Origin of the sequence: Enterococcus sp. DIV1328a (genome assembly GCF_050536905.1) — a bacterium.
Classification (GTDB): Bacteria; Bacillota; Bacilli; order Lactobacillales; family Enterococcaceae; genus Enterococcus; species Enterococcus faecalis.
Genome location: NZ_CP172912.1, coordinates 1,039,261 through 1,051,828, shown reverse-complemented (window position 1 = coordinate 1,051,828; position 12,568 = coordinate 1,039,261). Strand labels below are relative to the sequence as shown.

Sequence of the window (12,568 nt, the reverse complement as noted above, 5' to 3'; positions counted from 1 at the left end):
TTTCTTTAAAAACCTAACTCTTGATATTCTTCTGTCATTTGCGGCGCATGCCCCGACACTTGTTTTTTATCATTTACCAGAACTTCATGTACGGATAAATAATTTTGTTGCTCCCAACTTTTCAAAATAGCATTTACATAGCCGTAATTCCGTTTATTTCGATCGACGGCAATTCCTAAAGCATGCAAGATTAATTGGCATGCTTCCTCTTGGCTAGCCCCTTTTTGTATAAAATCTTGCAACCAATACTTAAAATCTTGGCTTGTTTTTGAGGCCAGTGTACCAAAGCCGTTTTCCTCATAAAAATGATAAATCGTCTTTAAACAATCGTTTTCTGAACTACTACCTTGACTCTGACCTAACTTAGACTGGACTATGCTTTCCTGTGGTAACCGTTGGTAGTCAGCTGGTTGACCACTGACAGACGATTCTGCTTTAAACGTATAAGCTTTGCTATTTTTTTCAACAATCTGATTTTTCTCTTCTTGATACAAGGTTGGTTTGTAACGATCACTGCGAATATAATTATGAATTTTCCAATGTTTGATAACGATCACACCACTTTCAAATACTAGAATAAATTTTTTAACCATTAGCAATTTTAGATCGTCTTCCCCACAACCAACCATTCGCTGCAATTTTTTGGGATTATTGATAAATCCATCATCATCGGCACGCATCGCTAAATGAAAATACAGGGCCTGACTTGATAAGGGCATATCTAAAAACGCATCACTATCAATAATCGTTTTTGCAAACATGCGTCGTTCTGCCAATCCGCTTCTCTCCTTTTGACTAAATTATTGTTACTCTGTTAGTAATTCCATGAGGCCAATCATACCAATCACGATGGCCCCAATTTTTATTGAGACACTGCTTATTAATAAAATAATTGCTAAAAGTAACATATCCGACAACGTTTTTTTATAATTCCGACTCATTTCTTCACCCTTTCCACCAAAATACGGTTTTCCGAACAAAGTGTTCAAAAAAAATAGTTCAGTTAACCGAACATTTGAATGGCTCTATCTTAGCATCAAATATTTTCACTGTCAACTCATAAGTTCGGTTTTATGAACTGCTAAATTTAATTGCGATTGTTACTTGCCTTCTCTAAACAGGTATAGTATACTTTGAGGCAATAGGAGGTTCGGAAATATGAACATTTTTGCTATCCGTTTAAAAGAGGCTTTAACAGCCAAGAACATCAAACCTAGTGAATTAGCGAAAAAAACTGGCATCGGTAAATCTTCGATCAGCGATTGGCTAGCTGGTCGTTACGAAGCAAAACAAGACAAAGTTTATCGCATTGCAGATGCATTAGATATTAATGAGGCCTGGTTGATGGGACAAGAGGTTCCCATGGAAAAAAATGCCTCAACTATCGACCGCATTTATAAAAAATTAGAACCCCAACGACAAGCCATCGTTTATCAATTTGCCGAACAACAATTACACGAACAACAAACGCAAGCAGAAATTCTCTCATTCCCTCGCCGTGACGAAATGACACTGGCTGCCCACGCTGGGGATCCAGAAAAGATATTTTCAAAAGAAGAAATCGAGAAAATTCACGATTACTTGGATGAAATTGATGCCAAATATCAACAATCGATTTCTTCTGACAAAAAAGAGGATTAACTTCCCATCTACTCTTTTTATTAAGTAATGGCAGGTGAATGGTAAAGTGAATGATTATGAAAAACTCGTCAGTTCCATTCAAAAGGATGTGACGGTTTTAGAAATTGATTTATACAATCAAACAGGTTGTTATGGGTTGTATCGAAATGGCAAAATTTATATTGAAAAAACATTGAGTACCCGTCAAAAGAAGAACATTTTAGCCGAGGAATACGGGCATTATCAAACATCCGTTGGCACTATTTTAAATCAAAATTGTACAGAAAATCGGAAGCAAGAGTTGAAAGCCCGTAATGTGGCCTTAGAGCAATTAGTTACATTAGACGATTTAATTCGTTGCTCTGAAGCTGGCTTAAGCAACCATTATTCTTGTGCTGAATTTTTGGAAATCGATGTTGAAACATTAAAAAATGTGATTACGTACTATCGACAAAAGTATGGCGCCACTTATCTTTATAAAGGACGGATTTTTGAATTTAGGGATTATTCTGTGATGGTATTAAATACTGGGTTAACTTAAAAAGCATGGAACAAAATCAATAAGGATTTTGTTCCATGCTTAAAAGTATTCTGGAAAATTCAAGAGCGGTTTTTGTACCAATGGTTAATATGTCCAACGCCAAGCATAAGATTGGGGACAAGTATAAGGACGAATATAAATGACGGCCAAAATCCGATGAACTGAATAATATGTTTCCGCATACTATGTAGTACAAAGAAGAAAAGAAAAAAGTACAGGGAACTCTTGCCTGAACCCATTTCTTTTAAATAACGATCTCCATTTTTATAGAAACCAACAATTCTTTTCATTTTTGCACCTCCATGACTATTTTATCAAGAAAATCATGAAAAGAAAAAGCACACCATTCGTCTGGTGTGCTTTTTCTTTTTAATTATTCACCTTGATTCAACTTACGAATCAACTCATCAATGTGATTTCCGTATTGGACAGATTCGTCTCTTTCAAAAATCAACTCTGGTGTTTTATACAAGGTTAACCGTTGTCCTAATTCTTTACGAATCAGTCCTTTGGCTTTGTCTAAGCCTTGTTGAGCTTTTTGTTGTTCGGAAGCTAAATCAGATAACAAGCTGTAATAAATCGTTGCTTGTTGTAAATCACCGGTCACACGAACATCTGTAATAGTGATGCCTTGGACGCGTGGATCTCTGATGCGTTTGTTCAAGATATCATTCACTTCACGCATGATTTCTTGACCTACACGACGGTCACGATAATTTGCCATAGTGTCTTCCTCCAATTACTAAAATTATTGTTTGATTTCTTCCATAATGAAGCCTTCAATCGCATCATCTACACGTAAATCATTGAAGTTTTCAATCATAGCGCCACATTCAAAACCAAGTTTGACTTCTTTCACGTCATCTTTAAAACGTTTCAAGCTTGCTAATTTACCTTCATAAATAACAATACCATCACGAATGACACGCACGCCACTATCGCGGCGAATAAAGCCTTCTGTAACATAACAGCCAGCGATTGTGCCAACTTTAGATACTTTGTACAATTCACGAACCGTCATTTGACCCGTAATTTTTTCTTCAAATTCTGGATCTAATAACCCTTTCATCGCTGTTTCGATTTCTTCTAGGGCTTTATAGATAATACGGTGTAAACGAATATCAACTTCTTCTTGTTCTGCTTGTTGTTTCGCTTGTGGTGTTGGGCGAACGTTAAAGCCGATAATAATCGCATTACTTGCTGCAGCTAAAGTTACGTCGCTTTCATTGATGGCCCCAACTGCCGCGTGAACAATTTTCACACGAACGCCTTCTACATCAATTTTTTGTAAACTTGCTGAAACGGCTTCGGCAGATCCTTGTACGTCTGCTTTGACAATGATATTAACTTCTTTTAATTCGCCTTCTTTTAGACTTTCAAATAAGTTATCCAATGTCACACGGCTACTTGCTGAACGTTGTTCAAGCAACGCACGTTTAGCCCGTTCTTCCCCTGCTTGACGTGCTGTTTTTTCATCTTCAAAGACCACAAAACGATCACCCGCTTGAGGAACATCATTTAATCCGGTAATTTCCACAGGAGTTGCTGGTCCTGCTTCTTTATCACGGCGGCCCATGTCATTGGTCATCACACGAACACGTCCATAAGTATTACCAACAACGATTGGATCACCAACATGTAAAGTTCCTTGTTGAACGAGTAATGTCGCAACCGGACCTTTACCTTTATCTAAGCGTGCTTCAATCACTGTTCCAATTGCTTTTTGCGTTGGATCAGCTTTTAAGTCTTCTACTTCAGCAATCAATAAAATATTTTCCAATAGCTCATCAATGTTTTGATTGAATTTCGCTGAAATATTGACGAAAATCGTATCTCCGCCCCATTCTTCAGGAATTAATTCATGTTCACTTAATTCTTGTTTCACATGATCAGGGTTCGCACCAGGCTTATCAATTTTGTTAACTGCTACAATAATCGGTACTTTTGCCGCTTTGGCATGGTTAATCGCCTCGATTGTTTGTGGCATTACTCCATCGTCCGCTGCAACAACTAAGATGGTAATATCAGTGATGCTGGCACCACGCGCGCGCATACTTGTAAAGGCCGCATGTCCTGGTGTATCTAAGAACGTAATTGGTTTGCCATCAATATCTAACTGATAGGCACCAATATGCTGCGTGATTCCGCCCGCTTCACCTGAAGTCACACGAGAATGGCGCAATGTATCTAATAATGTTGTTTTCCCGTGGTCTACGTGTCCCATGATTGTGACAACAGGGGGACGTGTGGTTAAGTTTTCTTCAACAACTGCTTCTGGTTCGAAGAATTTATCAATGTCCGCAATATCAACTTGAACTTTTTCTTGCGGTTCCATGCCATAGTCCACAGCTAATAATTCAATTGTATCTTTATCTAAGGCTTGGTTTTGGTTAACCATGACACCCATCATAAATAATTTTTTGATGATTTCCGCTGGTTCGCGGTGGATTTTTTTCGCAATATCCGCCACGTTCATACCTTCTGTATATTCTAAAACATCTGGTAATTCACGGAATTTACGTGCTGGTACTGCTGGCTTCGCTGATTCTTGTTGATGTTTGCCTTTTTTCCCTTTTTTATTGAAACGATTGCGGTTTTGGTTATTAAAGTTATTCCGGTTATTACGATTTTGACCGCCACCAAAATTGTTGTTACGGTTTTGGCCGCCACGGTTTTGGTTGTTCCCGCCATTGTTATTTTGGCTGGTCCGATTTTGATTCGTTGTAGAACCGTTATTGTTTTGGGTATTGCGGTTTTGATTCGTTGTAGAACCGTTATTGTTTTGGGTATTGCGGTTTTGATTGTTTGTATTTGTTTGATTGCTACGGTTTTGTGTGTTGCTTTGGCCGTGACGATTTTGGTTGTTGTTATTTCTTTGTTGTCCATTCGTTGATTGATTGTTTGGACGATTTTGGTTATTTCTTTGTTCACCAGGTTTATTGTTCATTGGTTTCTTATTGGCTGGTTTATTTTGTGTTGTTTGTTGCTTTTGGTTGTTTGTTGCTTTTGATTGAGTATTTACGGTACTTCCTCCTCCGAATGCTTGACGAAGCTTTGTTTCTTGCTCGGAACTAATTGCGCCCATATGGTTTTTAACATCCATACCTAATTGATGCGCTTTATCGACAACGTCTTTGCTTGCTTTATTCATTTCTTTTGCTAGTTCATAAATTCTTTTTTTTCCCATGCAATCACCTTCCTAACCTTTTAGTAATTCCTTGATTTTGGTGGCAAATCCTGCATCAGTTACTCCGATAACCATTCGTGGTCGCCCAATCGCTTGGCTGAGCTCGAATTGACTGAACAGTTCGCTAACAGGAACATTATAATAAGAACTTTTGTCCTTGATTTTCTTTCTAGTATTCTCACTGGCATCTTGCGCAACAAACACAAATTTCGCTTTGTTTGCACGAATATCTTTAAGGGTTAATTCCTCGCCTGTGACTAATTTACCGGCGCGCATTGCTAAACCTAAAAGGTTCAAAATTTTGGTTTTATTTTCCATCGCCAAACAACTCTTTGCGGGCTTTTTGGTGCGTTACATAATCCAATAGTTCTTGATAAAATTCATCACTTAATTTTGTTTCTAAGACACGATCAAGAATTTTTTTATCCCAAGCTTTTTGGACTTCCGCAGGATCCAAATCAACGTAAGCGCCACGTCCAGGTAATTTACCAGTTGGATCTAAGGCCACTTCACCTTCTTTGGAGCGAGTAATTCTGACTAATTCTTTTTTCGGTTTCATTTCGCCTGAAACAACCGATTTACGCATTGGAATTTTTCTCTTTTTCATTTTTTCACCCTCCAAAAACGTTATTCTTGTTCAGGTAATTCTTCTGTAATTTCTGCTTCAACAACTGCTTCTTCAGCAGCCAAGTTTTCGTAATCATCTGCCGTCATATCTGAATGGATAATTGCTTCATCCATTTCTTCTGCAACTTCGGCAACTTCTTGATTGGCTTGTTGTTCATAAAATTCAGCCATATCAGATTCTGATTTGATATCAATTTTATGGCCCGTTAATTTAGCAGCTAAGCGCGCATTTTGACCACGTTTACCAATTGCTAATGACAATTGATAATCAGGTACAACGACTGTACATGCTTTGCTATTTTCTGGATCAAAAATAACATCTAATACTTGAGCTGGATTCAAGGCATTACTAATATAAATAGCTGGATCTTCGTTCCATTCCACAATATCCATATTTTCGCCTTTTAATTCATTCACAATCGCTTGGACACGTTGGCCTTTTGGACCGACACAGGTACCCACTGGATCAATATTAGGATCTGTTGAACGAACGGCTACTTTTGAACGATCGCCAGCTTCACGAGCGACGCTTACGATTTCAACAATTCCATCATAAACTTCTGGAATTTCTTGTTCAAAAAGACGTTTTAGTAAATCTGGATGACTACGGCTTACAAAAACTTGTGGGCCTTTTGATGTGTTTTCAACACGTGATACGTAAACTTTAATCCGATCATGCGGTTGGTAAAATTCATTTGGCATTTGATCTTGTTTTGATAAGACTGCTTCGATTTTGCCTAAGTTTACATAAATATAACGACGATCTTGACGTTCAACAATTCCTTGCATGATGTCATTTTCGTATTCGCTAAATTCATTATAAATAATTGTTCTTTCTGCTTCACGGACACGTTGTAAAATTACTTGCTTTGCTGTTTGGGCAGCAATGCGGCCAAAGTCTTTTGGCGTAACCTCAAAACGAATTTTGTCGCCGATTTCATATGCCCCATTTAATGCAACGGCATCTTTTAATGAAACTTCCAGTTGTGAATCAAATACTTCTTCTGTTACTTCTTTGACAGCATATACGTGAATATTGCCTTTTTTTGGTTCAAATTCAACTTCGACGTTGCTTGCTTGTCCATAATGTCTTTTATATGCAGAAACTAAAGCTGCTTGTAACGCTTCAATCACCGTATCTTTAGGAATCCCTTTTTCAGCTTCTAATACGTCTAATGCATTTAACATTTCTTTGCTCATTGTTTTTCTTTTCCTCCTATGGATTCGTTAAAGCTGAACGAGTGGTTCTTCTTCCAAGGGAAAAACTTCTCGTTAAAACTTGTCACAGGCCTAGCTAAAAGTAAAACTTTTAGTGGACCCTTTTTTACATTCGAGTCTGTTGATTAAAATTGAATGGCTAAACGAGCTTTTGCGATATTTTTACGTTCAAAAGTCATTTCCTTCACTCTGGTTTTAATTTTTACACTTAATGTTAATTGTTCTGAATCAAGATGGACTAAGGTACCTTCAATCTGTTTTTCTCCATCAACTGCTTGATAAAGAGAAATATGAATGTACTTGCCTACCGCTTGTTCATAATCGCTTTCTTTCTTTAACGGACGTTCTGCTCCCGGAGAAGAAACTTCCAGAAAGTACGCTTGCGGAATTGGATCTGGATCCATTGCATCTAGTTTTTCACTTAATTTTTCGCTGACAAAGGCACATTCCTCAATATCAATGCCACCTTCTTTATCGATAAATACTCGTAAAAACCAATTTTTTCCTTCCTTAACAAACTCTACTTCCACAAGTTCAAAATTTTGTTCTTCTAAGATTGGTGTGACTAACTTTGTTACAGTTTCCACAGCACTACTCAAAATTTTCGCCTCCTTCGAGATTGATGTAACGAACCGTGTCCTGATGACTTTTCCATCAAAAAGAGTGAGCAGAAATCCGCTCACTCCCAACTAGTATCATTACGCTAAAGATAGTATAGCACAGAACCACTCCAAACTCAAATGAACAAGCTAAATCTCTCGAAATTTGCACATTTTGTCTCGATTACTGAAACTATCTAAGCGATTATTTTTTCGTTTTAAAATAGATAAATAATCCTTGAATCAAAAGAAGGCTACCTAAGAAAAGAAACGCGTTTTCTTTTGTTTCTCCTGTTTTTGGCAATTCCTTATTATGAACCGCCTGTTTTTCAATGGTTATTGAAGTAGTTTCTGTGGTTGAATTCGTGGTAGTATCTGTTGTCCCACTCGTTGGTGGTGTGGTACTTTCTATAGGTTCTTCTGGCGTATAGTGATTAGTAAATACTTGACCTCCATCATACTGAGTAGTCGCCACAAGATTTCCTAAAAGCGCCTCGACGGTTACTTGAACTTGAAGGTTGTGCGTATCGTAGGAAACACCTGCCTGTTGCGTGTTTACTTCCCGAATGGTGTATTGATAGTTTCCGGGAGTTTCAAAGGTTAATGGTGAAAATTGAATTTTCCCTAAAGTATCGTTACTAACCGTTTCTAGTACTGTACCTTTCTCATCTAACAATTCAAATTGAAATTCAGCATCCTTCAGTGGTTTTCCTAAAAGAACTTTTCCAGCTAAAAATGAAGCAGCGACTGGTTGATATGAAATCTTATGATTCACAACAGTTTTCAGTGCAACTAAGTTTTTACCAAAGTCTTCAGGTGTTATTGAAATCTTGTTTTGCGAAAGTTGGTAACCGGTAGGTGCTTTGGTTTCTACTAAAGTATAGTTATCTTTTAACAAGCCTTTAACAATCGCTGTTCCGTTTTGATCTGTTGTGATTTTGGCCACTGTTTGATTGGTTGAGTTACGAATGAGTTCAAACTCTGCACCTGCTAAACGCTGGCCCGCTTCATCTTCTTTATGGATTTCAACAACATATTGCTCACCATTAGCTTCTCCACCACCCGTTTGTGAGACACGACTCACTTCGACTTCTTCCACCACCGTTTGATTTTCTGTTAATTTTGCATAATTTGTGAAGGTTTCACCTTTTTCGGGAAGATGATCGATTTTGGTTTTATAGGTGATACGATATTCATTAGTCCCAATATTGCCAAAATGCACCGAAAAATTGCGGTCACCAGGACCATACTGGACAGACAACTGACCAGTTATATCTTCCTCTGACGTGAACTGCCAAATAGCATTTCCATCCAGTGTCCATTGTCCTCGTTCAATTTTCATAGTGTCTTTGATATAACTTAAACTTGCTGTTTTTAGCACATCTTCCACTTCTAAATCAGTATACGTTTGCCCTGTTGGATTAATCCGTAGTACATTGTAAATTTCGGTTGGATCGTCTTCGATAAACCACGAATACTTGCTAAATTTTTCGTTAACATCATCGCCTTCACCTTGGTAATCAAGATCGCCAGCAAATATTTTTTCCCCTTCCACCGTGACGTAAATAGGAATCTTGGATTCATTTTCGACATTTTCGAAATCAATCAAACTTGTAAAATATAAAGACCCACTAATATTGGCATGGTTTTCTACGTAATCTGTATACGTTAACGTGACCGTTTTATTTGCTACATCGGTCTGTGCGATTGCAACCACAGCACCTGTATCATCTACTACATTAAAGGTCATATTTTTCTCGAGACGTAGCTCTTCGGGTAAAGTGATCACACTCGTATCCCCACTATTAACGGTATTATCCGGTAAGTTGAACTCAATTCGGAGGTAGATGTCTGTATATTGATTAATGGTCCCAAGTGGGTTCCCCTCTTTGTCCGTTAGTTGAATCGCTGTCACAATGTTGCCCACTTGTTTACGCGGTATTACGTTTGGCGTAGCAGAAATTTGATTGGTTTCACTGGTACTAGTTGGTTCCGTTTGCGCATATCCTGTTTCAAGTTTCAGAAAAGGCGTTATCAGCGTCGACAAAAGAATGAAAAACATTCCCCAATAGACAAAACTTCTTTTTTTCATTTTTATTCAATCCTTCCTATCTAAAATAATTGGTTAGGTTTATACTATCAAGGATTAACTAGGTACAAGTGTTTTTATTTTTCCCAACAATAAAAAACAAAAAACACCGAACCAAAATAATTTTGGCTCGGTGTTTTGCTCCTAATGTCTTTTCTTATAAAACCATAATTGAACTTTTTCAGAAATGGTTGATAAATGTTGGAAAGTTGAGTCTGCTGCAAAGAAAAGAATGGCTAAAAGTAACAAGGCTGTTGGCGATACCGAAGTTAACGAGAACAAGTTTTTCATGGAAATACTTGTAATAACCATTCCGATTAAACAGCCAATCATTACGCGCTTGCGGTAACGATTCATTGGTGAACTAATTTTATAAAGAACCATAAAGCCGACTGAAACTAGCAACAATGTTGCAGTCGTTGAAATGTCCGTTTTTTGAAGTGCAAGAATATCACCACAAATTAGTAAAGCACCGACTACTAACATATCCGTTAACCCACCAGGAATTGCTTTTGATAACACATTGAAAAGAAATTTCCCTTCAATGCGACGATGATTTGGTTCCAAAGCTAGAAATGTCGAAGGAATACCAATTGTAAATAAACTAATCAATGTGACTTGTGTCGGTTGTAAAGGATATGTCACGGCAAAAATCATAGCAAAGACAGACATCAGCAAGGAGAAAATATTTTTTACAAGGAATAAACTTGAAGAACGTTCAATGTTATTAACTACTTGGCGACCTTCAAAGACAACCTCCGGCATTGTTGAAAAATCAGAATCTAACAACACAACTTGCGAGGCTTGTGCTGTAGCTTGATTTCCTGAAGCCATGGCAATACTACAATCTGCTTCTTTCATGGCTAAAATATCATTGACTCCATCCCCTGTCATCGCCACTGTATGATCTAATTTTTTCAACAATAGTACAAATTGTTTCTTTTGTTCTGGCGTGACACGACCAAAAACGGTGTATTTTTCTAAAGCTTCTGTCTGGGCTTCCATTGTAGTTAATGTTCGCGCGTCCACATAATTTTCAGCACCAATAATGCCTGCCGCTTGTGCTACATTGGATACTGTTAAAGGATTATCGCCAGAAATGACCTTAATGGCCACATTTTGTTCAGCGAAATATTCAAAAGTTGCTTTGGCTTCTTTACGAATCGGATTCCAAAGAAGAATGTAGCCTAGAGGTTGAACCTCTGCTGCCAACGTTTCCTGAAATTCTCCTAAATACTTTCCGAACACCAATAAGCGATAGCCTTGACTTGTATAATGTTCCACTTCAGATTGATACATTTCATAATTGTCTCTCAAAATCATCTCTGGCGCCCCAAGAATATACGTCGCTTCTGGGAAAGTCACGCTACTAAATTTTTCGACAGACGAAAACGAGGTATAGCTAACGGCTTCCCTCTGATTATTAGTAACAAAAAATTCTTTCATCGCTTTCATCGTATCATTGTCTGCTGACATTGTTCGGCAAAAATCGCCAATTAATTTTTCGACATTGGTTAAGTCTGTACCATCATTTTCGATGCTCACCACAGGAACCAACTCTTGGACTTCCATCGTGTTTTCAGTAATTGTTCCTGTTTTATCTACACATAACACATCAACACGCGCTAAAGATTCGATACTTTTCATGTTGTGCAATAAAACGCCGCGCTTCGCTAAGCGCATTGTGCTGGCAGCTAATGCAACGGTTGTTAAAAGGTATAACCCTTCCGGGATCATCCCAATCAAAGCAGCTTCCATGGAGACAATGCTGTCATGAAGCCCTTGATGGTTGATGAAATAACTTTGGAAAAATAGAACACAGCCGATCGGGATAATAATAATCCCTACCCATTTCACCAAACGGTTAATGGAACCGACCATCTCTGATTGTTCCCCTTTTTTAATTGATTTCGCTTCAAGCGTCAATTGATGAACATAGGCCTCAGCGCCAATTTTATCAATTCTTGCATAACAAGAACCTGACACAATAAAGCTACCTGACAAAAGTTGGCTATCTGCTACTTTGGTAATCTCATCAGATTCCCCAGTTAACAAGGATTCATTCACACGGACTTCACCAGATAAGACAATTGCATCCCCAGAAATCTGTTCACCCGATTTAAAGAGCACCACATCATCCAAAACCAGCTCATCTGGCGAAATTTCTTGTTCTTGGCCATCCCTCACAACGGTTACTTTTGTAGCGTTTAGAATATTTAAGCTATCTAATACTTTCTTCGACTTAATTTCTTGGTAAATTCCAATGACCGTATTAATGATTACTACTGGCAAAAAGGTCATATTTTTATAAGATTGTACCATCATTAATAACACGCCTAGTACCACAAAAATTAAGTTGAAATACGTAAATACGTTATTAATAACAATCTGTTTCGTTGTGATAAACTCTGTATCGACGGCGGCATTGACTAAGCCTTTTCGCTTTCTTTCTTCAACTTGTGCGGCCGTCAAGCCTTGTTTATCTTCTGGATAATAGCGTTCCGCGTTAGCAGTCACTGCTATTGGTTCATTTTCTTGCATTTCTTTTTTTCTTCTCAAACACATCACCCCTTGTTCTAGTCGACTCTTTCATCGTCTCCTTCTCTCCCACAGTATAGCACTGAATAAAAATTTAGATAACAACTAGCGCCCAACTATAGAAAAAAATTATACATTTCCTAAACATT

At 37.9% G+C, this 12,568-nt stretch carries 12 protein-coding genes; 2 read left to right on the top strand and 10 right to left on the bottom strand.

Annotated elements, in window-relative coordinates; translation table 11 throughout:
* Window positions 1-5: 5 nt before the first annotated feature.
* A complete protein-coding gene (locus IGL93_RS05130; RefSeq protein ID WP_024041729.1) occupies window positions 6-761 on the bottom strand; it encodes a DnaD domain protein in 756 nt (251 codons plus the stop codon).
* A 45-nt stretch (window positions 762-806) separates the two neighbouring features.
* Window positions 807-989, bottom strand: coding sequence for a hypothetical protein (locus tag IGL93_RS05125; RefSeq protein ID WP_002379367.1), 183 nt, complete (start codon window positions 987-989; stop codon window positions 807-809).
* A 169-nt stretch (window positions 990-1,158) separates the two neighbouring features.
* On the opposite strand from IGL93_RS05125, the gene IGL93_RS05120 reads away from it, so the two are divergent.
* Both IGL93_RS05120 and IGL93_RS05115 read left to right on the top strand, forming a co-directional pair.
* Window positions 1,159-1,641, top strand: a complete 483-nt coding sequence (locus tag IGL93_RS05120) for a helix-turn-helix domain-containing protein (protein WP_002357856.1) — start codon at window positions 1,159-1,161, stop codon at window positions 1,639-1,641.
* Between the two features lie 34 nt (window positions 1,642-1,675).
* Window positions 1,676-2,161 (top strand): toxin, encoded by a 486-nt coding sequence (locus IGL93_RS05115; protein ID WP_002382232.1) that lies wholly within the window; start codon window positions 1,676-1,678, stop codon window positions 2,159-2,161.
* A 373-nt stretch (window positions 2,162-2,534) separates the two neighbouring features.
* Here IGL93_RS05115 and rbfA read toward each other — a convergent pair whose 3' ends face one another.
* The 8 genes from rbfA to IGL93_RS05075 form a co-directional block, all read right to left on the bottom strand.
* On the bottom strand, window positions 2,535-2,885 hold the full coding sequence (gene rbfA, locus IGL93_RS05110; RefSeq protein ID WP_002360497.1) for a 30S ribosome-binding factor RbfA: 351 nt from the start codon (window positions 2,883-2,885) through the stop codon (window positions 2,535-2,537).
* 24 nt (window positions 2,886-2,909) lie between these two features.
* Window positions 2,910-5,348: a translation initiation factor IF-2 gene (gene infB, locus IGL93_RS05105; RefSeq protein WP_430600025.1), complete on the bottom strand. Its 2,439-nt coding sequence runs from the start codon at window positions 5,346-5,348 to the stop codon at window positions 2,910-2,912.
* Window positions 5,349-5,360: 12 nt separating this feature from the next.
* Entirely contained in the window at window positions 5,361-5,666 is a 306-nt protein-coding gene (locus tag IGL93_RS05100; RefSeq protein ID WP_002357860.1) for a YlxQ-related RNA-binding protein, read from the bottom strand.
* Window positions 5,656-5,955: an RNase P modulator RnpM gene (rnpM, locus tag IGL93_RS05095; protein WP_002363794.1), complete on the bottom strand. Its 300-nt coding sequence runs from the start codon at window positions 5,953-5,955 to the stop codon at window positions 5,656-5,658. The genes IGL93_RS05100 and rnpM overlap by 11 nt, the downstream gene beginning before the upstream one ends.
* Before the next feature lie 20 nt (window positions 5,956-5,975).
* Window positions 5,976-7,175 carry a transcription termination factor NusA gene (gene nusA, locus IGL93_RS05090; protein WP_002357862.1) on the bottom strand — a complete coding sequence of 400 codons (1,200 nt, stop codon included), beginning with the start codon at window positions 7,173-7,175 and terminating at the stop codon, window positions 5,976-5,978.
* 143 nt (window positions 7,176-7,318) lie between these two features.
* Window positions 7,319-7,792, bottom strand: a complete 474-nt coding sequence (rimP, locus tag IGL93_RS05085) for a ribosome maturation factor RimP (RefSeq protein ID WP_002357863.1) — start codon at window positions 7,790-7,792, stop codon at window positions 7,319-7,321.
* A 205-nt stretch (window positions 7,793-7,997) separates the two neighbouring features.
* Window positions 7,998-9,884, bottom strand: coding sequence for an Ig-like domain-containing protein (locus IGL93_RS05080; protein ID WP_033789254.1), 1,887 nt, complete (start codon window positions 9,882-9,884; stop codon window positions 7,998-8,000).
* A 141-nt stretch (window positions 9,885-10,025) separates the two neighbouring features.
* Window positions 10,026-12,446, bottom strand: a complete 2,421-nt coding sequence (locus IGL93_RS05075; RefSeq protein WP_024041727.1) for a cation-translocating P-type ATPase — start codon at window positions 12,444-12,446, stop codon at window positions 10,026-10,028.
* Window positions 12,447-12,568: the final 122 nt, after the last annotated feature.